This is a genomic window from Pseudomonas sp. 21, assembly GCF_000955805.1.
In the GTDB taxonomy this organism is placed as follows: domain Bacteria; phylum Pseudomonadota; class Gammaproteobacteria; order Pseudomonadales; family Pseudomonadaceae; genus Pseudomonas.
Genome location: NZ_JYOA01000001.1, coordinates 805,653 through 826,459 on the forward strand (window position 1 = coordinate 805,653; position 20,807 = coordinate 826,459).

Sequence of the window (20,807 nt, forward strand, 5' to 3'; positions counted from 1 at the left end):
CTGAAAGTTGGGTCAGCGACGCCGGATCAGGCCGGCAGCTGGAAGCTGATGGGGGTACCGACGAAGGCTCCCAGCTTCTGCACTGCCGTGGCACCGACCGGCCAGTTCACCAACTCCGGATTGAAGGTGCCGGCCTTGACCAGCTGCGCAACAACATCGGCGGAAGCTGCGTTGACCTGGTAGGAGGTCAGACGCACCGCCTTTTCGGAGCCATCAGTAGCAGTCGGATTCCACACGACGAACTTACCGGTGGCGGTCACCTGACCCAGCGGCGTGCGGTCCGGCACATTGGCTCCGGAAGCGACAGTGCCAAGGGTGGTCTGAATCTGGTCGGAACCGGTGTTCCAGTTATCGACGGGTTGCTGCAAGGTGCTCATGCGCGTTTGCTCCCGGTGGCTTTGTTGTGGGCGGCAACGATCTGCTCGGCCTCACTCGGTTCTGCGAATTCGCCGGCGGCACCGGCGGCGGGTTGGCCTTCACTCGCCATCAGCCGATCCAGCGCGGTGCTGGAGTCGAGGCGATCTCCGCCGGATTGCGCAGCGGCCTTCAGCGTCGCGACAGCCTCCTCCACGCCTACCGACGTGTTGAATGCCAGGTGCTGGGCCAGGCCTTCGCGGCCCTTGGCTTCAGCGTGCTGGAGAATGCCGCTGATACGCTCGCGCTCCGAGGCAGCCGGGGTGGGTTGGCCGCCTCCGGCGGCAGGGGCCGGCTGCACGGTGTCGGCGGCCGGGGTCAGGGTGTCGGCAGTGATGCCGGTGGTGGTATCGGACGGGGGCATGCTCGCTCCTGATGTAAGAACCCTGCCCTGGCCGGACAGGTACTCGGTGAACTCGGCGACGGCCTCATGACCGTTCACCATCTGATCGGCAAAGCCGATTTCAATTGCCTCCTCGCCTCGCAGGCAGGCCGCTTCCGTGGCGAGCACCTGCTCGACCGACAGGCCTAGGTTCTGCGCAACGATCGTCGCGAACTGGAGGCGAAGTGCATCGGTACTGGCTTGGAACGTGGCCAGCACGTCGTCCGGGAGATCCTCGTAAGGATTGCCCTCGACCTTGTGCGCACCGGAATGGATCAGGGTGACCTTGATCCCCTCCTGCTTGAGAAAGTCCTCGTAGCTGGCATGGGCCATGACCACACCGACAGAGCCGTTGATGCCGGTCTGCGTGATCAGGCGCCGCGACCCAGCGCTGGCCAGAGCCATACCGCCAGAGCAGGCCATGTCGTAGCACAAGGACCAGAGCGGCTTGCCAGCCTGATCGGCAAGCTGCCGGAGGCGGGCAACCGCGTCGAAGCAGCCGGCGACCTCGCCGCCTGGCGTGTCGAGGTCAAGCAGGATGCCGTTGACGTCCGGATCACCCAGCGCTTCGGTCACTCGGGCAACGATGCCGTCGTATCCAGTCATGCCACTGTATGGCTTCAAGTACCCGTACTTGTGGACCAGGCTGCCGCTCACCGGAATGATCGCAGCGCCGTTTACCACCTCGAACGGCCGGACTCTTTCGCGAGCCGGCTCGAAGCTTTCCGCATTCATCCGCAACTTTTGCCCGGTAGATACCTGGCCTTCGACGTCCTGCAGTTCACTGATGTTGAGTCTGCCAGCCAGTGCGCTAAAGAAGACGCGGGCATAGCCGGGCTCAAGCAGCAGGGGCGTGTTCAGCACCCGGCTGGCAATATGGGGAATCTGTTTCATGTAGGGTCCCTGAAACGGTGAAGCCCGCACGGGGCGGGCTTCACTCTGTGGGTTCGGCAACTGCTGGCTCGGAGTCCAGCGCCTGGGTGGCCATCCAACTGGCAGGGGGTAGCCCGGCCTCTCGGCGCTCACGCATCTCGCGCACCTGTTGCGCGAAGGTCTCCTGGTAATCCTCACCCAGCAGCGCCAGTTCCTTCTCGTAGGTGCTGAGGCCCGACTCGATGCGCAGCACCGACTCCTTGACCTCCTTCAGACCATCGATCGCCAACCGGCCGGCGCCGATCCAGTCGCAATTGCTCCAGGCGCCGCGCGCCTCGTAGAAGTTGCGCGTGGCCTTGCGCGGCAGAGTCAGTTCCCGCCGCTGCAGCGCCTCCTCGAATGCCAGCGTGAACAGCTGGGATGCGAAGCGCGAGGCGATGACCTTCCTCCGCCCCATGTAGTAGCGCCAACCTTCCATCATCGAAGCGCGGGCGCTGCTGTAGGTGCTCTGCCGGTAGTCCTTGGCAAAGGGCTCATAGGGCACATTCATCCCCGCCGCCATCCAACGGAGAATCGAGGACTCCAGGTCGGTGAACCCGTTATCGACGTTGCCGCTGGTCTTCAGCATCAACTTCTCGTTGGGCAGCAGGTGCGGGACCTTCACGCCATTGAGCTTGAGCCGGGTGCCACCGTGATAGCTGTTCACCGCCATCATGTACTTGGCCAAGCCGGTATCGACGTCCTCGGCATCGGCGCCGATGATCTGCATCGCGGCCTCTGTGCCCAGCTCGGTCTCGATCACGGCCGCATACATGGCGTTGACGATCGCGTTCTGCAGCTTGGTGTGCTGCAGCTTGGGGAGCATGTGCATCTGCTCCAGCACGCTCAGGAACTGGTTAGCGCCGCGTGTCTGGCCATCCTCCATGGGTTCGAAGATGTGGATGAAGTTCTGTCGGCCGGTGCTGGTCTCTCGCAGTATCCGCACCCACTCGTTGCCAAAGCCGGTACCGAAGCCGAGACCTCCAGCTGAGGTGCTCCGCACGTGGTATGCCAAGGCGGCGCCGTGGGAGTCGAACTCGATACCTGCACGAAGCCGGTCGGAATCGCGGCGCTCGTTGGGATTGCACAGCCGCTTGGGGCTGAGCATCCGAACGCAAGTGCGCATGCTGGTGCCACGACGCTCCAGCCACTCGGCCTGAGCAATGATTTCGCCGGTGCGGGTGTGGGTGGCGATGCCCTCTCGAACCATCATGGTCGCGGTGCGTTTGCGCTCCACATCGAGCCAGCAACCTTGCGGGTCCTCGGCAATCTCCATCCACCAGGCTTCGACGTCCTGGGCAAACGAGCGAGCATCCTCGTCGGTAATCCCTAACCGGCGCCACCGTGGCTTGTAGCTGAGCCTGAACAGGTGACCTACCACGTTGTCGATGTGAAGCTGCACTCCGTTCGCGGCGAAGGCGTTGTTACGAGTGACGTCCTCCGCTCGGGCGTTACCCAGGTCCAGTCGAGGCAGCAAGGCCGCATCCACGGTCTTCAGCGACGGCGTCCATTGCGCGAGCTGCCCGCCGAAGCCGCTGCCCGTGCCCTGCCAGCCGCTGACCATCTGCCGGGCAGGCCGGCCGTTCGGATGAAGGATCGGACTGTCGATCATGCCACCACCCCCGCCGGCCCGCGGCGACGACCGAGGCCATGGCCGGAGCGCTGCTCCAGCCGATCAATGTAGGCCTCCAGGTCCGCGCGATCGGCAGGCTTGAACTCCACGCGTTTTCCGTCCCGCTGGATGCTCACCGTGCTGGTACCGGTGATCAAGCGGTGGAGCGCTGCACGGGCCTCGTCCAGTTCGTTCTGCAGAGTCATGAATCATCTCCGTTGAGCTGGCGAGCCAGATCGGCCAGGCTCGTGGCGCCCTTCTTCACGGGGGCCGTTGTGGTTTCGGATTGCGCAGCCGCTGGCACCTCCGCTGTTTCGCGGAAGAGGTCCGACTGCATCAGGTCCGCTTCGATGCGGTCCCAGTCCGCCGGATTCTTCAGGTGTAAGCGCAGGTAGCGCGCCAGGTGAATCGCATAGCCTTCGCAGTCCCTGGCCTCAATCGCCTGCCCCGCCTTCTGCTGCCAAACCTTCTTGCCGGAGTGGCGGCGGCTTGGCGCCTTCACCTCGCCGAGCAACTGGTCGAAGTAGTCGGCCCGTACATCTCTGTAGCTGTGCATCCTCCCCGGGCCATGGCCGGTCAGGCGAATGCGCTCGGCGAGCAGGTCCTTGGCTTTGTTCACGCCAACCATATAGAGCTGCAGGCCGTACTTGGCGTACTTCGTCTGCGTGTTGCTGAGGTCCAGCTTCTTGGGCGCCGTGAGGATCTCGGCGTCCAGGTTGTTGGAGCCCTTGATCGCCAGCAGTTTGTTGAACCGCTTCCGCCGGGTCCTAACGTACTCATAGGCCGCATCGCTGGTCTGGCCATCCGAGGTGTCGATGCTCGCCGCGCTGATCCGCATGCTGTAGCCCTTCGCGTGTGCGAAGACGCGGAACAGAAAGCTATCCAGCTCGGTCCATACGGGGTCGCTCTTGTCGGCGCAACCAGATGCCGCAGCAATCTCTCCCCAGTACACCAGCCAGCTCTCCTCCCCACGGCCCCACGCCCGCAGGATCAACGCCAAGCGGTTGTGCTGCACGTCGACAGTCAACGTGAGGACCAGGCCGCCGGCTGGCACCACCAGCTCCTGATAGTCCTCCGCACGGGAGCGGAGGACATCGGCCTCGGGCAGGTCCGACTTGTACTCATACGGCCGGCCCTGTTTCTGGTTGGTGTAGGTGATCAGGTGGGACACATCTCCTCTAGCCGCGAAGTGCTCAGCCTTCAAACGCTCACGCACCAGGTCTGCAAGCGTTGTTCCCGGCAAGCAAGCGTAAAGCTCGTTCAACTCCAGGAAGCCAGCCTTGCCGTGGAAAGGCTTGGTCGCTACCCAGCCGAGCATGGGGTCGCCACGATCGCGCGCGGCATACACGGTGTTGCGGATGTTCTCTTTGCGCTGAAAGTCGTCCCAGTGCTCCCCGCAATGCGGGCAGCCATACACCGCGGTCTCCGGCAAAGCTCGGCCATAAACCTCGTGGGGCTGCACGGTGTCATCAGCGTCCAGCCAGTGGATATGCTCCAGGTCCAGGACGTGCGCCTTGCCACAGCCATGGCAAACGATGGGGAGTACCCGCGCGTCACTTTCTTCCAGCCGCTTCTCGGTCTTGGAGACTCCCTTGAGGGAGGGCGTGCCGCCGACCATGAGGTTGGAGCCTGGGTAGCGCTTCAGGCGCTCCTCCAAGAGGCCCATCGCCGAGCCTTGCCCTTTCACGTCGTCGGAGGTGTCGTCAGGCTCCTCGACAATGGCAAGGCCGACTGAGGACGTCGACTTGACGTTACCGGGGCTGTTGGACGCGACGAGCTTGAGAAAGCCTCCGGCAAACTTCTTGTGGTTCCAGCGGTTGCCGGCCTTCTTCGCCGTGGTGACGTCCATCACCTCACTGACAGCAGTGTTCGCCTCCACAGTCGGGATCAGCTTCTCGTCATGGAAGTTCTTCCCGTCCCCCTCCTTCGCAAACAGCGCGATGATCGGGCAGGCCCGCGTCATGATCTGCTTGAGCAGAAGACCGATGAGGAAATAGGTCCAGCCGATCTGGGCTGCCTTCATCACATCGACCTCGGACACGGCCGGGTCGTCGATAGCCGCGGCGATGCCTAGGAAGTAAGGCGTGTAATGGAAATCGTAGAGACCATGTAGCGTGCCGGACTCGGGAGGCAACTCATACTCAGTCGACATCCACTCCGCTGTCGCTATCAAGCGCGGTGGGTTGAACTGAGTCGCTGCGCCCACACAGCCGACGGCCAAGTTTGTCCGCATGGCCAGCAATTCTTCCGGCAGTAGCTCCAGCAATTTGGTCCACCATGGAGGGGTCAACGTTGAGGCTGTGAGCGGCCCCGACCATCTCAGCCAGGCGCGTCAGCGCAGCCTGCAGCTCTCGGTTCGCGACCGCCGCCCATTCCTTCAGCGCGCGGCTGGCTTCATCTGCCGGAACCAGCGTGCCGAGCTTCTCGTGATAGGCGAGCCGGCCATTCGCTGCCTTGACTGTGGATTCTTCGATGCGTGCGCGGTTGAGCGCTTCTGCCTGCGAGCCGCCACGGCCGGCGGCCTTCTCGCGCAGGTCCAGGATGTAGGCCTCGCGAACGTCGTCCATCGACCAGGTCTGAAGATCGATACCGAGCTTGGGGAGCACTTCGCGCAGGTTGCGATCGCTCATGAACAGGTGCTCCGCGATCTCTCGCTGGGTCGGCATAGTCGCCTCCGGTCCAGGACCGGAAGCGGAACCCCCTATAGCCCTGTCTATCTGTGAAAAGTTCGCGGTCCACGGTCCCGTACGAGGCAGAACCTCCAGGGAGGACCCATACCTCTGGCGCTAAAAAAGCCGCCTAAAACATACATATTTAAGCGCGGGGCAATCAGGCGCTGCGCCAGACTCTGGCCATGTTCCCCTTCGCCTTGAAGACAGCGATCGTGAACACTCCCAGCAAGACAACCAGCGGCCAACTGTTCAAGGGCATCAACAGCATGCCCTTGAGAATGAACATCACCGCAGAGCCAGCACACCCCATGACCGCCCATGCCATCCACGAGATGCTGCGCCGGTAGCGGGCGTCGCCACGCTGGAAGGTGAAGAGCCGCAGGAACAAGACGACACAGAGCCAGAAAGTCATCTGCGTCAGCACCAGTTGCACCAGGTGGTTACCCATCCTGACCTCCTCGCGTCATTGCACCGGGGCCAGACTTTCCGCGCTGGATCAACCAGAGCGAGATCGTCACCACCAGCAGGGCAGCGACGAAAGCAGCAATCCCGGAGAACTGGAACGGGCGGTAGCCGTAGACATCGACCTCACGGATACCCGGGGCGATCACGTAGCCCATCACGAACGACGCGATCAGGAACAGCACACGCTGCCAGTTCGGAAACTCCTGGGTGGTGGTCGAGAAGATCAACGCGCCGAACAGGGCGCCGACGGCGGCCATGATGTCGAAGCCAGCCAGGAAGCCGGCAACGCCAGCGCCCGCGGCGCCGGCAACTACTGCAGCGGTCGTGCTCGCAGGCTCTCCCATCGCTCAACTCCATGCCGAGGCTGAAAAGGGAAAGCCCCTCCGGAGAGGGGCTTTCGGATTGCCCGGACGGGTCATGCTCCGGGGGTTCTGCACAGCACGTGCATCTTGTTGGCCCGCACCGCATTGGCGGAATACGAACATCGTGGGGACTTTCTACCCGCAGAGTGACAAACCGAAAACCCCCTGTTTTCGGTTATTCCTGTACGGCGCTCATCGGAGCCTGACGGGAGCTGATCGGCGCCACATCACCCGACGAACGGTCAGCTCCGCTAGCCTTGAACAGCTCAACACCGCGAGCCTTGTGCGCCTTCTTCGCCTGCAGGTGTGATGCCTTGCGCATCCGGTCGCCATCCCGGCGACTCTCCTTCCGCTGCCCGCTGGAACGAGCATGACGTGCCGTCAGGGCAGCAGCCACCTGATGGTGCAGGCGCTCCAGCCGGCGGTAGTAGGAGCGTCGACCGGCAGCGCCCCGCCCCAGATCAAGCACCTGTACCTGCTCGTCCAGAGTCAGTTCGTTGTGGTTCACGTACCGGAGGACAGCCAACAGAACCAGCGCACCACCGTCGGCAGCGCGCTCCACAACCCCCAGTGCCGCTTCCACTTCACTCGCCACATAGTCCGGCCCCGCACCAGCGATCAGCAGCCGCGCCCCATAAACGCCTCCGCGTGGCGCGCAGCCGCCATACTCCATAATCGTGCCCATGGTGCTGGACAGGGCCCCTGCCTGGCCGCACTTGCGCTGCTGCTCTCCCCAATGCCGCATCAACACCTCAATCCCTTCGATCATCGCCCTGCTCTCCCCTTCAAAACCGCAACCCGACACAGAAACCCGCAACCCAACACAAACCCAACACACTCAGAACCCTTCAAAATCAATGCCTTCAGAGCATCTGTGTAAGGTGTGTAGGGTTGGTAAGGTTTTTCAGTTCCTCGCGTAGAGAAAAAACGGCGCTCTGATTCAGTCTGGAGGGTGAAGCTATTTTTTCTGCGCACGCACGCGCGCACGCGCGCAAACCTTACACACCTTACACAGCCGTCCAGAACCCGCGCCGAATGGGGCTTCGCGCTGTGTAAGGTTGCGAAACCAACCCAACACATGCCCAACACACCCAACACACTTTCGCGCGCACTCATGCTGCTGCCGCCTTCACGTGGTCCCAGTTGTCCACGTGCCACCCGGCCTTCCGGGCCCTAGCGCGCCACTCAGTGACGTGTAGGCCCAGCACGGGCGCCGTGGTCTTCGCGGGGGTGAACGCCTCCTCATCCCTAGGGAAGAAGAACGCGCAGAACCTTCGACTGTTGTTCTCCGTCCAGGGGATCGCCCGCGTCTTGTCGACGCCCGCCGTGGTGACGAACAGGCTGAACTTCGTCTGGCTCATCGAGTGTTCCTTGTTCCGCTGGCACCACTCCAGGAACAAGGCGTACAGGTCAGTACTCAGGCACGCACCCCAAATGCCGTTGCCCAGCTCCCCGCTGCGCCAGAGGTGGACGAAGGTCTGCCAGGTCGACCGACTGAGGTCCACCAGGCGCTCACGCGCTGGCGTGCTGGGCGGCTTGGTGTGCTGGTCGAAGTCGCCCAGGTCCTGGGCGAGCAGCCACGCATAGAGGGCCTCCACGCCGCCGTTGGCCAGTTCGTGGCTGATCGCCTTCTGCCGCTCCGGCGACAAGACCTCCTCCGGCCACATGACCAGGAAGCGGCGGTCACCCGGGCTGATCGGCCAGGGCATGATCTCGTTCGAGAGGAACACAGCGTTCATAAAGGACGCTTCCTCCCAGCCGTTCACGAACTTGCTCTCGATGCGGACGGTCTGCCCGGTGATGAGCTGCTTGATCTTGCCCACCTGGTTGTACCGCTGATCCCGGCTGACCACTTCCTCGAACACCGCCCACATCTTTCCGCTCTGCCAGGCGTTGAAGTTGCCTTCGAGCTGCGTCTGCCCGACCGTCGCGGAGTACTGTCCGTACAGCCGCCCCATGACCACCGAGAACAGCAGGCTCTTACCGGAGCCCTCCATGGTCGAGTGCATCAGTACCGCCGTGTCCATCTTCGCGCCGGTGTGCTGCAGCGGGTACGCCAGCCACCGAACCAGCCAGTCCAGCGCGGCCTGTTCGTGGTTGCACAGGAAGGCGATCAGCCAGCGCAGGTTCTCGCAGGCCGCGTCATTGCGCTTGGGCTCCAGCGGCAAGCCTTCGAAGGTGTTGATGGTCTCCTTCGGATCGGAGGTCAGGGTCGGGTCGAAGACGATGTTGCTGACGTCCACCACCCGCCGTTCCGGGCTGTTCAACCAGAGGCCATAGGCATCGCCGAGGGCCATCTTCACCGCGCCTTCCGGCACCCGGCGTTTCTTCAGCAAGTCCCACACATCCTTGGTGCCGTCGATGTACACGTACCGGACCAGGGGCGGCATGCTCATCGGTCCGACTGCCTTGCCGGCCATCGTCCGTGCTTGCTCGATCTCCTTGACCTGGTCCTCGCTGATCCGCTTCTTCCGCTTGCGGTCAGTGACGTCCGACCACTCCTTGAAGAGCTTCTGCCCGATCAGGGCGACGAAGGCCGGCTTCTTCATCTTCTTGGCCTTGTCGATGTCCCACACGTGCGTGGTGCCCTCGATGAGGGCGTACCGACGCAGCGCCTGGGCCAAAGTCAGGCCCTCCCCCGCCCCCCCGTCTTCTGCGGTGTCGTCGTCCGCGTCGGCGTCTGCCAAGGATGGGGCGTGGGGAAGGTCGCCGGAGGCCGAGCCCGGGGGCTGCTCCGAAGTCCCCGGCTCGGAGGTTGGCTTCGGAGCCCGCGGCTTGTGCTCGATGCCCAGCATGCGGGCCGCTGCCTTGATCGCTGCGCCCTGGTTGCCGCTGTGCTCGAGCAAGCAGTAGACGTCGAAGGCGTCATTCTGGTGGCCGTTGGCAAGAGGGTCCGAGCCATGGTGTGAGTACACCTTGCGGTCCTCGCTCACAGTGACGCCTGGCAGCCCGGTGCTGCTCTGCGGGCACAACCACTTCTTGCCGCGCTGAATGTAGCCGTGGGCGCTCAGGAGCTGCTCCACATCGTGGGCGCGGTTGAACTCCTCAATCACCGACCCGGCGCTGCCGGTCGGAGCCGCTGGCTTGGCCTTTGGCTTCGCCGCCTTCTTCGGCGCAGCAGCCTTCGGCGCCCACGGGCATGCCGCCTCAGCATCGCGCTTGAAGATGTCCCAGTTCTTCCAGATGTTGAGCAGGTCATCCGGCAGCACCGGCAGGCCATCACCCTTGGGCGGGGTTCGCCAGGTGTAGGGTTTACCGGTACCAGGGTGGATGGAGGGAGGCAGGACGTCCTGAACCAGGCCAGCACGCAGCTCGAAAACCGTGAAGCGCTTGAGGCTATCGGCCAGCGCCTGCATCTTCGCCTGCTGCTCGGTGTCACCCTTCTCTTTCGCCTTCAGGAGTGCAGCCTGGGCCAGCTTGAACTTTGAGCCGTCCGGGTCCTTCTCGTTCGGCCAGCTCAGCGAGTGACGGCTGAGGTCGAACCCTTCCGGCACCCGGAACAGCACACGGAAGCGCTCGGGGTTGCCAACCACGGTGGGGTAAACCACCGGCAGCGCATCCAGGTCCAGGCCGAGGCAGTCCCACAGCACTTGGCGCGTGGATGGCACATCGTCCACGTCCAGCGAGCAAACGCCGCTGGGGCCGAGAACGGCCCCCATGTTGTGATTCGGATTCTTGGTCCAGAAGGCCTCGGCTTTGGCCGCGTCGGTGTAATACCCTCCCGGCCGCTGCCAGGCCTTGCCCTTGGGGATCTTCTCACCGGGCCCGATGGGTACCACGGCCAGGCCGAAGACTTCGATGTAACGCCGCGCCCAGGCGGAGATCGGAGTGGCGTTCCCTGCCTGACTCATCGGCGAACCTCGTTCAGCCGCTGGCAGTCGACGCAGTACTCACACCCTGGAACGGCGAGGCGGCGCGCTGCCGGGATATCGTCACCACACCAGCCACAGTGAGTAGCGCTGATGGTATGGGCCGGCGCCGGCCGCTGGCGGGCGGCGATGAGGGAAGCGCGCTCAATCTCTTCGCGCTCCGCAGCCAAGTCGAGGTTATCAGCCATTGGCTTTTACCTCCTCCAGCCGACGCTCCATCGACTGCCGCGCGCCCGCCATGATGCCGAGGACGGCGCGGATGACGTTGGCACCGTGGAACTCCAGATCGACAACCTCGTGGGGCTCCCATTTGTTGTCGTCGGCGCCCTTCTGCAGGCTGGCCACGAACTCACCTTCACGCTGCAGCAACTCGCCGACAGCCTTGAGCGCTGAGCCCGTAGCCTCGACAGCCTCCGGTCGATACCAGACCGCCCCAGCCGGGCGCATCAGCGCATCGAGCAGACGCGAATCCTTGGTGAGGCGGATGATCTCTTCGAGCTCATCCGGCGTCGGCCACCGGCGCTCCTCGTCAAGCTTGAGTTTCTTCTGGAGGTCCTCATAGGGGAGAACCATTTCATGGGCAAGGGAAGTAAGCCCTCCCTTGTAGTCGCGCCCTGCGCGGTACAGCGCCTGGCGGAGATCGAAAACCGGACCGGCGTCCGGCAGCAGGTCTTTGCGGCTCATAATGTTAGGAACCCCCAGCGGCCGGTTCGCAGCGGGTCTCCCCGCTCCGTCGCCGAACCGCTTGTGTGCTGTGCTTCCTACACCAAACCGGCAAAGTCAGAGATTGCCGGTCTGGCACCTATCGCATCAGGGGTCAGAGATCCTGATGCGTCTGTACCGAAAGTCGCCAGTTAACGACATAGCCAGGACGGAAGGTATTCCCCTACTATTCCGGCTACGGCGTCTCGATGCCTCCTCACAAGTGCTGTGCGGGCATCGAGCGTCGTTGCCAACCGAGGTGTCAGAGTCTCGATTGGCGCCGCCAGGAGGGGGTGTCAGAGTCCCTTTCTGGCGGAGATGCGGCTTGAGCTCTTCCCATGTGCTGGGGGTCCATGCCGTATCACCCCGCCGGCGCGGGGTGTCAGAGTCCCGCGCCGGCACCCTTCGAACTAGGCCACCTTCTTAGCGGCGATGCCTTGTTCCGTGATTCCGAAATGCTCGAGCACATCAGCGAGAGAAACCTTCCCCTCACTCTCACGCACCAAAGCCTTGATCAGCGTGACGCTTGGATCCTTGCTCGCGTACTTCACATGGAGCAGCAAGTAGTTCAACGCAATGCCACAGCGCCCCGCATATGCAGCAGCACCCTCAGCATCCTGCTTTTCAATGTATTCACGCAGTTTCATGTGCAAGCCCTCGGGCCGATTTCATTAACCCAAAGGGTTAAATGTACCTGTCACCAGCAAGGATATTCACCTTTAAGGTTAAGAGCAAGACACTTCAAGGATGAAAATTTCAAACACTCGATTATCGAATCTCCGCAGGCTGATGACTGAACGGAAGCTGCGCGGAACAGATTTGGCCCAGCTGCTCGGCAAGTCTGATGCCCAGGTGAGCGCATTTGCCGGCAAGACTCCGAGAAAAGGGATCGGTGATCAGATCGCGCGCGAGATAGAGCAGGTTCTTGATTTACCTACAGGCTATTTAGACGTCCCCGTAACTGTTGACGAGCAAGGGAACGCAGTAGTACTCGGCACTACAGGGAGAAAACTGCCAGTGATTGGCTCTGTTGCAGCAGGGGTTTGGTGCGAGGCCATCGACCTTTTCCAGCCAGGCGACGCGGAAGAATGGATTGAAGCACCCGGCCCAGTGGGACCTCACGCTTTCATCCTCCGCATCGATGGCTTCAGCATGATTCCCAAGTTCCAAGAAGGCGACAAGGTTGTCATAGACCCTGACCTAGACGCTCAGCCAGGACACTTTGTGGTGGCAAAGCGGGCGCATGACAAGGCTGTCACATTCAAGCAACTGCGAAAGGAAGGCGAAGAGTTCTACCTCTACGCCCTCAATCCAGATTGGCCAGAGCGGATCATCCGGCTCACCGAAGAATGGCACCTGTGTGGCCGAGCCAGGTGGAAAATTACCGATCTTTAACCCTTCCCCCAAGCCCGCCTCTCGCGGGCTTTTTTACGCCCCGGCATCATTTTTAACCATAAAGGTTAATTTCAATCTTGACTACTTAACCGCAAGGGTTAATATCAGCCTCGTACCCACCTCTGACCCCTGGAGTACGAGACATGCAATCAGCACAGCACATGACCAAAGCCCGCTGCCAGGTGTATCTGCACCCGGCAGCGGCCACCAGCCCCGCCGCTGTTGAGGCCATTCAGGCCCAAACCGGCCTTCTGGTGATCGTTGGCACCTCCCAGCGCGCCTGCCTGACCCAGCCGCGCCCTGTCGCCCCCAGCACGGAGGCCGACAGCGGCCCGTGGGGAGGTGCCGCGTGAACGACTTCACCATCTCCCTCGCCACGCACGAACTGCTCCACCACATGATCCAGGTGGGCGGCTTGGCAGTCTGCAAACTGGAACGGGAGGCCTCCGCCATCACCGCAAACTTCGAGGTCCTGCTCGAAGGCGATACCACTCGCGTCAAGGTCCTGATCGGCGACTACAACGGCGAGATCAACCTGGTGAGCGGCTTCCCGTCCAACCACATCAAGCTGCGCAACTTCCTCGAAGACATCGCCAATGGCCGAGTCGAATCCGGCCGCCCGCGCGATCCACTCCCCTCCGCACTGGCCATGACCAGCGAAGACCACGCGAAGATCGAATCGGTGATCGCATGCGGCGGGTACAGGAAGCTGGCCACAGGTCACGTCATCACCGTGCATCGGCGGCCGTCCGGCGGAACAGCAATGGTTGTTTCGGAACATAGCGAGTCGCTCCTCGTTTCCGGATCAGTGAACGACCTGTTGTTGGCAGTGGTCGAGCACGTCGAAAGCCATCTCGAAGCCTGAGGTCCGAGCCATGAATCGGACCATTCGTGAGGCAGCAGCCGTCCTCGGCCAAGGTGAGCGAGCACTGCGCGACCGCCTGCGGGCTGACAAGGTGCTGAATCAGGACGGCACGCTCGCCGCCCAGCACATCGGCAAAGGCCATCTGTTCATGGATCCACGCGCGACCTGGAACAAGCAGACCGGCCGCTACCGCCATTACAGCGTGGTGATGGTCACCGAGGCCGGTATCGACTGGCTGGCCAAGCGCCTCGGCATCTCGATCACCGTTACTCCGCACAAGGATCACGTGGCATGAGCGCATCGAACCCCATCACCGACGCAGTGGGTGCGCTCCGCCTGGTCGGCATGCACTTCACCGCGCCTACCGCCTACCCGGCCGACGCCCTTCAGGACGCCGCCGCAGAGTGCATCGAGCGCCTGTCCGCCATCCCGCAGGCTTCCATCGACCTGGGCGTGCTGTACGCCAAGCTGTTCGCCATCACCCCGCGCGGCTGGCTCCCGCACGTCACGCTGACCACGGACAAGGACCGTCCCTACGGCGCCGTGGTCACCGATGAAGCTGGCAACGTCGCCGCCCGCGACACCGGCAAGACCATCGAAGGGCTGGTCGCACTGATCCGGGCACGGCTCCCGGCGGGGCGCGGGGAGGCGCCGTGACCACCATCGAGCAACTGTTCAAGCAGTGGGGCACCGCCACGCTGACGCTGGAGCAGGTCCGCGCGACCTACTTCCCGCACATCAAGACCGAGAAGCGCCTGCGCGCACTGATCAAGAGCCGCGAGGTGACCCTCACCACCCGCACGCTCACCACGTCCCGCCGGGAAAAGCCGGTGGTGTACCTGCAGGACCTGGCCGAGTTCCTCGACGCCCAGTCCACGCAGGCAGCCTGAAGCAAAGCGCCCCAGCGCACCTGGGTGGATCAGCAGGAGGAGTGGCAGCCATGTAACCGCAGCAACGGAGCAGGACGGCACACCCGGACCGCGCTCGAATCGCTCACATAAGGCGGCTTGTGATGAGCAGGAGGGCCCGCCATCGGGCCTTCCCCATAGCCCTCTCGACGGGAGGGTTATGGGGAACCAACAACAACCACTGAGGCACAGCACATGAAGAAGACTGATGTGGCCGACTTCCTCGGCTCACTGAATGCCGGCGTGTTCGCCAACCAAATCGGGGCAGCACTCTCGGACGTCGGGTCCGGCGTCGTCGAGTTTGGCAAGAAAGGCAAGGTCACCATCACCCTGGAGATGAGCCGGGTCGGCGAATCCAACCAGGTGAACATCAGCCACCGGCTCGACTACAAGGTGCCGACCAAGCGCGGCAGCCGCAGCGAAGACACGGCGCTCGACACGCCGATGTACGTCACCCCGGAAGGCCTGGAGCTGTTCCAGACCAACCCCACCGCCCAGCTCTTCAAGGAGAGCGAAACCCCCGTCCACCCGCGGTAACTCTGACCTCAACCGCACCTCAACCAAGGAACACAGCACATGAAAGAAGCTCTGCAACTGCTACTGGCCAACGCCGTCGCTGCCGCCAGTGTCCGCATCGAGGGCACCACCGGGGCCTTCGCCGTTGTACCGGAAGGCTACAAGCTCCAGAGCATGGAGAAGCTCCACGCCAACCGCGACCGCTTCCGCGGCGCCCTGAGCACCTCCTCGCTGGCCGACTTCGTCACCTACGTGAAGGACCGCGCGGACCAAGCCACTCACGGCTTCGTCGACAAGGACAACATGACCTGCCGCGTGATCTTCAACCTGGGCGACTCGGCACTGGCTGGCCACGCCGATGACATCGCCACGCTGCGCCTTGAGCCGACAGCCGCCTATGCCGCACTCCAACGCATCGCCGGCAAGACCCTGTCGCAGAAGGACTTGGCCGAGTGGATGGAGGACTGGCGCGACTTCCTGGAGGCCGTCACCCCGTCTGACGAGTCGATGCCCATCGCCCAGGCCATCGCCGCGGTGCGCAACATCACCATCAAGGCGACCTCCGAGCGCAACAACGTCGAAGGCAACTTCAACGCCGCCCGCAGCGCCATGGACAGGATCGAGGCCGACAGCCAGGACACCCTGCCGGGCTCGCTGATCTTCTCCTGCGCGCCGTTCGAGGGTCTGCCGCTGCGCAACTTCGTCCTGCGCCTGTCGGTGCTGACCGGCAACGACAAGCCGGTGCTGAAGCCGCGCTGGGTGGCCGAGGAGCAGGGCTGCGAAGAGATCGCGCAGGAGTTCAAGGACCTGCTCGCGGCTGACATCGCCGACGCCACCACTCTGACCATCGGCACTTTCGAGCTGGGCGCCTAACAGCTTCCAACTGCAACACCCCGCCGCCGGACTCTGACAGCTATTCCCGGCGGCGGGCTCTACAGAGGACACAGCACATGCAAGCCATCAACAGCTACGGACTGATCATCGTCCTGCTTCTCGCCTCCATCATCCAGGTCTTCAGCGGCTGGATCATCTCCCTGCGCTCCGAAGCCAAGGGCTACGACAAAGGTTACGACGACGCCAAGCGCGGGAACGCGCCGCACATCGAGGCCCTGCACGAGGACCTGGCGCTGCTCCGCAGCCGCCTGCGCCTGGCAGAAGCGGAGCACACCAAGGACCGCGAGAACCTGATGCAGGACTGCGATAAGCGGATCGCTCACTACTCCCGCCAGGCTAACCCCTTCACGGAAGAGGACGCGGCCGGGCTGATGAAGACCGCAGGCCAACTACGCCGCGCCAATGAGTTGTTCGAGCACCTGGGCGCAACGACGGAGGCTGATTACGCCTTCTCCGCCAGCAACCACGCCACGGTCATGGCCGGGCGCATCCGGGAAGCCATTGCCGCAGCCAACGAAGGCGCACCGTCTGTTCAGCCGGAAGGAGCCGCAGCATGAGAAGCGTCCTTGTTCACGGCCCGCAGATGTGCGGTAAGACCCGCAACCGCGATGCCATTGCCGCCGCCTACGGCCTGGCGAACATTCTGGACGACTGGCAGCCGGGCCAGCGCGTCCCGCAGGCCGACACGCTGATCCTCACGAATGCACCGCGCAGCCAGTTCGACCGGCTCCCAACCAGCATTGCGGTCGTCCCCTACCACAAGGCAAAAGGAGCGCAGGCATGAGCTGGATCCTCACCTTCACCGGCAAGCGCTTCGACCTGTTCGAACCAACCCCGGACATGATCTGTCCGCACGACATCGCCCAGGCTCTCGGCACCATCGCGCGCTTTAACGGCCACACCCGGGACCACTACACAGTCGCGCAGCACAGCGTGCTTGTGTCCCGCCTGGTGCCCAAGGAACACGAACTGGTGGCGCTGCTGCATGACGCCACCGAGGCCTACATCGGCGACATGGTCCGGCCGCTCAAGCAATTCATGCCAGCCTTCTGCGATGTCGAGGCCCGCATCTGGTCTGCCATCTGCCAGCGCTTCGAGCTGGACGAAGAGCTGCCCGAGTGTGTGAAGCACGCCGACCTGGTCGCATTGGCCACCGAGCGACGGGATCTGATGCCGGCACACCCGGCTTCCTGGGAGTGTCTGGAAGGCATCGAACCGCTGGAGGCGCGCATCGACCTCTGGCCACCCCATCTCGCTCGCTGGCAGTTCCACCAGCGCCTGCAGGGCCTGCTGATCGAGCGCCTGCGCGGGCAAGCTCCGATGCTCCACGCCTCCCCCGACTGCAAGGGCTTCACCACGCCCTTGAAGGGGGACGCATGACCTCCTTCCGCACAATCAAGCCGAACGATGCCCAGCGCGCGCTACCGTTCCAGCGCGAGCTGTACGTCGACCTGTTCGCCGGGCTCGGCGGCGCGAGCAGCGGAGGCCGCAAGGCCTACCGCGACCCGGACATCGCCATCAACCACAACCCCGTGGCCATCGCCGTGTACAAGGCGAACCACCCCACCACCAGGACCTTCATCACTGACGTCTTCGACGTCGATCCGCTGGAGGCCACCCGCGGCCAGCCCGTTGCCATCCTGTGGGCTTCCCCGGATTGCCGCCATTTCAGCAAGGCCAAGGGCGCAGCCCCACGCAGTCCGCAAGTTCGCTCCCTGGCTTGGGTAGTTGTGCGCTGGGTACATGCCACCAGGCCGCGCCTGTTCCTGCTCGAAAACGTCGAAGAGTTCCAGAAATGGGGCCCGCTCGACGAGCACGGCCAGCCGATCAAGACCGAGGAAGGCCGCACCTTCAAGGCGTTCGTGGCCTGCCTCACCAGCGGCCTGCCAGCTGACCACCCGGATATGCCGGAAATCATGGCGGCCATCGGCATGTGGGTACCGCAGAGCGCCCTGGTCCGCGGCCTGGGTTGCAACGTGGAGTGGCGCGAGCGCCGCGCCTCGAATGCCGGCGCACCGACCATCCGCAAACGCCTGTTCATGATCGGACGCACCGATGGTCGCCCCATCGTCTGGACCACCCCGAAGCGGCACGAAAAACCGAAGTCTGGACAGGCACCGTGGCGTACCGCTGCGGAGTGCATCGACTGGAGCGACCTGGGCAAGAGCATGATCGACCGGAAGCGCCCCCACGTGGACAACACCTGCCGACGCGTGGCCAAGGGCTTCTGGCGCCACACGGTCATGGCGGACAAACCCTTCTTCGTGCCGATGGACCAAGGCCACCTTGCCGCAGCCAATCTCACCGAGTTCGCCAACGCGAGCAACCAGCGCACCTTCAGCGCCGCCGAACCGCTGCGCACCCAGGTCGCCCAGGTGAAGGGCGGGCACTTCGCCCTCTCTGCCGCCACGCTGATTCAGACAGGGTACGGGGAGCGCCCAGGCCAGCAACCGCGAGCGCCTGGACTCCACAAGCCGCTGGGCACCGTCGTGGCTGGAGGCTGCAAGCACGCACTGGTCACCGCAATGGTTGTTGGCGCTGGCGGTCCGAGCTACAGCGGCAAGCCGCAGGCAGTTACCCAGCCCGTAGGCACGCTTCTGCCCTCGAACCATAGAGCTGTTGCAGCCTGCCATTTCGAGCAGGCCAATGGAGGGTTCTACGACGGCGCGGGCCGCGCTGCCGACGCGCCGCTCAGCACCATTACGCAGGCGGGCTCCAACCAGCGCCTGGCCAGCGCCTACCTGGTGAAGTTCTACAGCACTGGCGGGCAATGGCAGGACCTGGCCGAGCCAATGCACACAGTCCCCACAAAGGACCGCATGGCTCTGGTCACCGTTGTCCAGGTCCCAGCCGCCATCCTCCCGCCCGAGCTGATGGAGAAGGCCCGGAAGTGCGCTGCCTTCCTGCACAAGCACCTGCCAGAGCACTTCCCGCAATTGGTCGACCTGGTGCTGCTGGGTGACTACGTCCTCGTCGATTTCACCCTGCGCATGCTCAAGCCCGTAGAGCTGAAAATCGCCCAGGGCTTTGACCCGGACTACATCACCGACTGGGGATGGTTCGAGGACAAAGCCACCGGTGAGCTGGTGCGCAAGAACGTCAACAACACCGACCAGATCAAGCTCATCGGCAACAGCGTCAGCCCCTACGAATCAGAGGACCTGATCGCAGCCAACGCCGCCGACCTGATCGACCTGTATAGGAGCGAGGCTGCATGAGCACCTTTGAAGTAGTCGGCGGAAGTGACCGCCGCAGCCTGATCAAACGGTTCGAGCGGAAGAGTAAGCACGACGCCGTCAGCCAGCTGGTCGACTTTCACCTGCTGAATTGCACGCGGATCGAGAAGCTGGAGGCCGAACTAGAGGCACTGCGAAGCCAGGCCAGCACATACACCGATATCCGCGTGCAGCTGAGGCAGGCCCAAAAGGCTGCTGAGCTGGAGCGTCAGATTCAGAACGCGGCCCGAGACCTACCCGGAGCCTGGTTAATCCAGCTCTGCGTGGAGCAAGGCGCAGGCTGGGTTGATCTCTTTGATGACGACGGCTGCAAGATCGACTTTCCGGACAGCTGCGATGGTCTAGCTACCAGTGTGAAGGATGCCGTGGAGCACGCAATCTGCGCATCCAAGGCAGGCGCACCGTGAGCTGCATGATCACCTACACCACCAGCCGGGCACCTGGCGCAGAGGACCGCGCACTCACGCGCGGCACCCTGCCCCGCCGCCCTGTCGGCTGGCTGGCAAGCGTCTGGATGCTTGCTCCTAACGGCGAGAAGACCACCCACTCTTTCAACGTCCCTTCCTGCATGGCGGCCGACCTGGTACCGGCCATTGGCGAGCGCATTGACGCCCTCGCCGCAGAGAACGGGAACACCTGCACTCAGTTCGGCTGGTCCGCCAGCGCCCACGGCACCAGGAAGCCGCGGAAGAGAGGCTCTCGATGAATCAGACAACCAACGCCCCTATCGTCTTCCTGGCGCTGCCGGAAGTGAAACGCCGGACCGGCATGGGGACCACCTACATCTATACCGAAATGAATGCTGGCCGATTCCCGGTGGCGGTCAAAGTCGGTAGGCGCGCAACCCGTTGGATCGAAGCAGAAGTGCAGGACTGGTGCGCTGAGAAAATGGCGGCATCTCGTCAGCAGAACTGTAGAGAAGTAAGGATTTAGGAGGCCATAGCTCCAGAATCACGCATCTCGGTCACTACCCGCTCCCCCAAAAGAATGCCTTCAGGGAACAAAATCGAAGTCTCTTCGTATGCTCGAGCACAACCCGCGACCTCTTCAGGGCGAAAGCGGACCGCAACCCCAACACATTCCGTGAGTGCCTCGATGTGCGCTTGCGGAGCGTGGTCCTTCAACGCGGCGAGAATCCCTGCCTGCCAAGCGGCATCCCCATCTCGGGGCTCCCATGACTCCGTATCGAGAATGAAAAACTCGTTGTTGCGCAGAACCTGAAGCACGAAGGTCGAGCACGTAAGGCCCGAACCAGGCGGTAGTTCCGGCGGCACCAACCCTTCCCGGGTAAGGACCGAGTCCACCACGTACTTGAAGCCGTAAGGGATAGCGCGGCCATTTCGAGAATGGATTGTGATCAAGTGCCGATAGATGTGAAGCATTTCATGCGGGGTGAAATGCTCAAGCGGCACAAGCATGTATTTGGGCGCAATATGGCCCCGATACTCGGCGTCAGTGTTCTTAAAAAAGTAGCAATGCCACGCCAGGTGGTAGATGAGGACATTCTCACCATCCACCACATGAAGACCTAAGTGTCTTTGATCCTCGCTTCCAGAGATGGAAACGCTGACCGTTACCTCTTCACCTTCCATTGGCGCCCCAC

Annotated in this window: 28 protein-coding genes; 14 read left to right on the forward strand and 14 right to left on the reverse strand. The window is 63.1% G+C overall.

The window, feature by feature from the left end; translation table 11 throughout:
* Nucleotides 1-26: 26 nt before the first annotated feature.
* From UB43_RS03490 to UB43_RS03550, 13 genes are all read right to left on the reverse strand, one after another.
* Nucleotides 27-377: a head decoration protein gene (locus UB43_RS03490; protein ID WP_045208441.1), complete on the reverse strand. Its 351-nt coding sequence runs from the start codon at nt 375-377 to the stop codon at nt 27-29.
* Nucleotides 374-1,690, reverse strand: a complete 1,317-nt coding sequence (locus UB43_RS03495; RefSeq protein ID WP_045208443.1) for a S49 family peptidase — start codon at nt 1,688-1,690, stop codon at nt 374-376. The genes UB43_RS03490 and UB43_RS03495 overlap by 4 nt, the downstream gene beginning before the upstream one ends.
* A 40-nt stretch (nt 1,691-1,730) precedes the next feature.
* The gene (locus tag UB43_RS03500) at nt 1,731-3,320 is read right to left on the reverse strand and encodes a phage portal protein (RefSeq protein WP_052969497.1); all 1,590 of its coding nucleotides are present in this window, start codon (nt 3,318-3,320) and stop codon (nt 1,731-1,733) included.
* Nucleotides 3,317-3,526 carry a gpW family head-tail joining protein gene (gene gpW / locus UB43_RS03505; protein WP_045208445.1) on the reverse strand — a complete coding sequence of 70 codons (210 nt, stop codon included), beginning with the start codon at nt 3,524-3,526 and terminating at the stop codon, nt 3,317-3,319. The genes UB43_RS03500 and gpW overlap by 4 nt, the downstream gene beginning before the upstream one ends.
* The gene (locus UB43_RS03510; RefSeq protein ID WP_052969498.1) at nt 3,523-5,472 is read right to left on the reverse strand and encodes a terminase gpA endonuclease subunit; all 1,950 of its coding nucleotides are present in this window, start codon (nt 5,470-5,472) and stop codon (nt 3,523-3,525) included. The genes gpW and UB43_RS03510 overlap by 4 nt, the downstream gene beginning before the upstream one ends.
* The gene (locus UB43_RS03515) at nt 5,462-5,950 is read right to left on the reverse strand and encodes a hypothetical protein (RefSeq protein ID WP_156160329.1); all 489 of its coding nucleotides are present in this window, start codon (nt 5,948-5,950) and stop codon (nt 5,462-5,464) included. The genes UB43_RS03510 and UB43_RS03515 overlap by 11 nt, the downstream gene beginning before the upstream one ends.
* A gap of 199 nt (nt 5,951-6,149) precedes the next feature.
* Nucleotides 6,150-6,440, reverse strand: coding sequence for a phage holin family protein (locus tag UB43_RS03520; RefSeq protein ID WP_045208449.1), 291 nt, complete (start codon nt 6,438-6,440; stop codon nt 6,150-6,152).
* Nucleotides 6,433-6,801 (reverse strand): putative holin, encoded by a 369-nt coding sequence (locus UB43_RS03525; RefSeq protein WP_045208451.1) that lies wholly within the window; start codon nt 6,799-6,801, stop codon nt 6,433-6,435. Before UB43_RS03525 ends, UB43_RS03520 begins: the two co-directional genes overlap by 8 nt.
* A gap of 193 nt (nt 6,802-6,994) precedes the next feature.
* Entirely contained in the window at nt 6,995-7,588 is a 594-nt protein-coding gene (locus tag UB43_RS03530) for a hypothetical protein (RefSeq protein ID WP_052969499.1), read from the reverse strand.
* A gap of 343 nt (nt 7,589-7,931) precedes the next feature.
* On the reverse strand, nt 7,932-10,670 hold the full coding sequence (locus tag UB43_RS03535; protein WP_045208453.1) for a bifunctional DNA primase/polymerase: 2,739 nt from the start codon (nt 10,668-10,670) through the stop codon (nt 7,932-7,934).
* Nucleotides 10,667-10,876 (reverse strand): TraR/DksA C4-type zinc finger protein, encoded by a 210-nt coding sequence (locus UB43_RS03540; RefSeq protein WP_045208455.1) that lies wholly within the window; start codon nt 10,874-10,876, stop codon nt 10,667-10,669. The genes UB43_RS03535 and UB43_RS03540 overlap by 4 nt, the downstream gene beginning before the upstream one ends.
* Nucleotides 10,869-11,372 (reverse strand): phage regulatory CII family protein, encoded by a 504-nt coding sequence (locus tag UB43_RS03545; RefSeq protein WP_045208457.1) that lies wholly within the window; start codon nt 11,370-11,372, stop codon nt 10,869-10,871. Before UB43_RS03545 ends, UB43_RS03540 begins: the two co-directional genes overlap by 8 nt.
* Before the next feature lie 428 nt (nt 11,373-11,800).
* A complete protein-coding gene (locus UB43_RS03550; protein ID WP_045208458.1) occupies nt 11,801-12,037 on the reverse strand; it encodes a hypothetical protein in 237 nt (78 codons plus the stop codon).
* Nucleotides 12,038-12,137: 100 nt separating this feature from the next.
* Here UB43_RS03550 and UB43_RS03555 point away from each other — a divergent pair, with 100 nt between their 5' ends.
* From UB43_RS03555 to UB43_RS03625, 14 genes are all read left to right on the forward strand, one after another.
* A complete protein-coding gene (locus UB43_RS03555; protein ID WP_045208460.1) occupies nt 12,138-12,785 on the forward strand; it encodes a LexA family transcriptional regulator in 648 nt (215 codons plus the stop codon).
* A gap of 143 nt (nt 12,786-12,928) precedes the next feature.
* Complete coding sequence (locus UB43_RS03560; RefSeq protein ID WP_045208463.1) at nt 12,929-13,138, forward strand: hypothetical protein; 210 nt, start codon at nt 12,929-12,931, stop codon at nt 13,136-13,138.
* Entirely contained in the window at nt 13,135-13,650 is a 516-nt protein-coding gene (locus UB43_RS28780; RefSeq protein WP_052969500.1) for a hypothetical protein, read from the forward strand. The genes UB43_RS03560 and UB43_RS28780 overlap by 4 nt, the downstream gene beginning before the upstream one ends.
* Nucleotides 13,651-13,660: 10 nt before the next feature.
* On the forward strand, nt 13,661-13,945 hold the full coding sequence (locus UB43_RS03570) for a phage antirepressor KilAC domain-containing protein (protein ID WP_045208465.1): 285 nt from the start codon (nt 13,661-13,663) through the stop codon (nt 13,943-13,945).
* Complete coding sequence (locus UB43_RS03575) at nt 13,942-14,307, forward strand: hypothetical protein (protein WP_045208467.1); 366 nt, start codon at nt 13,942-13,944, stop codon at nt 14,305-14,307. Before UB43_RS03570 ends, UB43_RS03575 begins: the two co-directional genes overlap by 4 nt.
* On the forward strand, nt 14,304-14,540 hold the full coding sequence (locus UB43_RS03580; RefSeq protein WP_045208468.1) for a pyocin activator PrtN family protein: 237 nt from the start codon (nt 14,304-14,306) through the stop codon (nt 14,538-14,540). Before UB43_RS03575 ends, UB43_RS03580 begins: the two co-directional genes overlap by 4 nt.
* A gap of 213 nt (nt 14,541-14,753) precedes the next feature.
* Entirely contained in the window at nt 14,754-15,095 is a 342-nt protein-coding gene (locus UB43_RS03585) for a hypothetical protein (protein WP_045208469.1), read from the forward strand.
* A 39-nt stretch (nt 15,096-15,134) separates the two neighbouring features.
* Entirely contained in the window at nt 15,135-15,947 is an 813-nt protein-coding gene (locus tag UB43_RS03590; protein WP_045208470.1) for a DUF2303 family protein, read from the forward strand.
* A gap of 77 nt (nt 15,948-16,024) precedes the next feature.
* Complete coding sequence (locus UB43_RS03595) at nt 16,025-16,525, forward strand: hypothetical protein (protein ID WP_045208471.1); 501 nt, start codon at nt 16,025-16,027, stop codon at nt 16,523-16,525.
* Entirely contained in the window at nt 16,522-16,752 is a 231-nt protein-coding gene (locus UB43_RS03600; RefSeq protein WP_045208472.1) for a hypothetical protein, read from the forward strand. The genes UB43_RS03595 and UB43_RS03600 overlap by 4 nt, the downstream gene beginning before the upstream one ends.
* Nucleotides 16,749-17,348: a phosphohydrolase gene (locus tag UB43_RS03605; RefSeq protein ID WP_177329770.1), complete on the forward strand. Its 600-nt coding sequence runs from the start codon at nt 16,749-16,751 to the stop codon at nt 17,346-17,348. Before UB43_RS03600 ends, UB43_RS03605 begins: the two co-directional genes overlap by 4 nt.
* Nucleotides 17,345-19,186: a DNA cytosine methyltransferase gene (locus tag UB43_RS03610; protein ID WP_045208473.1), complete on the forward strand. Its 1,842-nt coding sequence runs from the start codon at nt 17,345-17,347 to the stop codon at nt 19,184-19,186. Before UB43_RS03605 ends, UB43_RS03610 begins: the two co-directional genes overlap by 4 nt.
* On the forward strand, nt 19,183-19,611 hold the full coding sequence (locus tag UB43_RS03615) for a hypothetical protein (protein WP_045208474.1): 429 nt from the start codon (nt 19,183-19,185) through the stop codon (nt 19,609-19,611). The genes UB43_RS03610 and UB43_RS03615 overlap by 4 nt, the downstream gene beginning before the upstream one ends.
* Nucleotides 19,612-19,906: 295 nt before the next feature.
* Nucleotides 19,907-20,137: an AlpA family transcriptional regulator gene (locus UB43_RS03625; RefSeq protein WP_045208476.1), complete on the forward strand. Its 231-nt coding sequence runs from the start codon at nt 19,907-19,909 to the stop codon at nt 20,135-20,137.
* Here the strand turns inward: UB43_RS03625 and UB43_RS03630 are convergent.
* Complete coding sequence (locus tag UB43_RS03630; protein ID WP_156160330.1) at nt 20,134-20,796, reverse strand: hypothetical protein; 663 nt, start codon at nt 20,794-20,796, stop codon at nt 20,134-20,136. The genes UB43_RS03625 and UB43_RS03630 overlap by 4 nt on opposite strands.
* Nucleotides 20,797-20,807 lie beyond the last annotated feature (11 nt).

Coding starts and splice junctions, on each gene's coding strand:
- UB43_RS03490 (WP_045208441.1), bottom strand. CDS start 377: ATGAGCACCTTGCAGCAACCCGTCGATAACTGGAACACCGGTTCCGAC.
- UB43_RS03495 (WP_045208443.1), bottom strand. CDS start 1,690: ATGAAACAGATTCCCCATATTGCCAGCCGGGTGCTGAACACGCCCCTG.
- UB43_RS03500 (WP_052969497.1), bottom strand. CDS start 3,320: ATGATCGACAGTCCGATCCTTCATCCGAACGGCCGGCCTGCCCGGCAG.
- gpW (WP_045208445.1), bottom strand. CDS start 3,526: ATGACTCTGCAGAACGAACTGGACGAGGCCCGTGCAGCGCTCCACCGC.
- UB43_RS03510 (WP_052969498.1), bottom strand. CDS start 5,472: ATGTCGACTGAGTATGAGTTGCCTCCCGAGTCCGGCACGCTACATGGT.
- UB43_RS03515 (WP_156160329.1), bottom strand. CDS start 5,950: ATGAGCGATCGCAACCTGCGCGAAGTGCTCCCCAAGCTCGGTATCGAT.
- UB43_RS03520 (WP_045208449.1), bottom strand. CDS start 6,440: ATGGGTAACCACCTGGTGCAACTGGTGCTGACGCAGATGACTTTCTGG.
- UB43_RS03525 (WP_045208451.1), bottom strand. CDS start 6,801: ATGGGAGAGCCTGCGAGCACGACCGCTGCAGTAGTTGCCGGCGCCGCG.
- UB43_RS03530 (WP_052969499.1), bottom strand. CDS start 7,588: ATGATCGAAGGGATTGAGGTGTTGATGCGGCATTGGGGAGAGCAGCAG.
- UB43_RS03535 (WP_045208453.1), bottom strand. CDS start 10,670: ATGAGTCAGGCAGGGAACGCCACTCCGATCTCCGCCTGGGCGCGGCGT.
- UB43_RS03540 (WP_045208455.1), bottom strand. CDS start 10,876: ATGGCTGATAACCTCGACTTGGCTGCGGAGCGCGAAGAGATTGAGCGC.
- UB43_RS03545 (WP_045208457.1), bottom strand. CDS start 11,372: ATGAGCCGCAAAGACCTGCTGCCGGACGCCGGTCCGGTTTTCGATCTC.
- UB43_RS03550 (WP_045208458.1), bottom strand. CDS start 12,037: ATGAAACTGCGTGAATACATTGAAAAGCAGGATGCTGAGGGTGCTGCT.
- UB43_RS03555 (WP_045208460.1), top strand. CDS start 12,138: ATGAAAATTTCAAACACTCGATTATCGAATCTCCGCAGGCTGATGACT.
- UB43_RS03560 (WP_045208463.1), top strand. CDS start 12,929: ATGCAATCAGCACAGCACATGACCAAAGCCCGCTGCCAGGTGTATCTG.
- UB43_RS03570 (WP_045208465.1), top strand. CDS start 13,661: ATGAATCGGACCATTCGTGAGGCAGCAGCCGTCCTCGGCCAAGGTGAG.
- UB43_RS03575 (WP_045208467.1), top strand. CDS start 13,942: ATGAGCGCATCGAACCCCATCACCGACGCAGTGGGTGCGCTCCGCCTG.
- UB43_RS03585 (WP_045208469.1), top strand. CDS start 14,754: ATGAAGAAGACTGATGTGGCCGACTTCCTCGGCTCACTGAATGCCGGC.
- UB43_RS03590 (WP_045208470.1), top strand. CDS start 15,135: ATGAAAGAAGCTCTGCAACTGCTACTGGCCAACGCCGTCGCTGCCGCC.
- UB43_RS03595 (WP_045208471.1), top strand. CDS start 16,025: ATGCAAGCCATCAACAGCTACGGACTGATCATCGTCCTGCTTCTCGCC.
- UB43_RS03600 (WP_045208472.1), top strand. CDS start 16,522: ATGAGAAGCGTCCTTGTTCACGGCCCGCAGATGTGCGGTAAGACCCGC.
- UB43_RS03605 (WP_177329770.1), top strand. CDS start 16,749: ATGAGCTGGATCCTCACCTTCACCGGCAAGCGCTTCGACCTGTTCGAA.
- UB43_RS03610 (WP_045208473.1), top strand. CDS start 17,345: ATGACCTCCTTCCGCACAATCAAGCCGAACGATGCCCAGCGCGCGCTA.
- UB43_RS03615 (WP_045208474.1), top strand. CDS start 19,183: ATGAGCACCTTTGAAGTAGTCGGCGGAAGTGACCGCCGCAGCCTGATC.
- UB43_RS03625 (WP_045208476.1), top strand. CDS start 19,907: ATGAATCAGACAACCAACGCCCCTATCGTCTTCCTGGCGCTGCCGGAA.
- UB43_RS03630 (WP_156160330.1), bottom strand. CDS start 20,796: ATGGAAGGTGAAGAGGTAACGGTCAGCGTTTCCATCTCTGGAAGCGAG.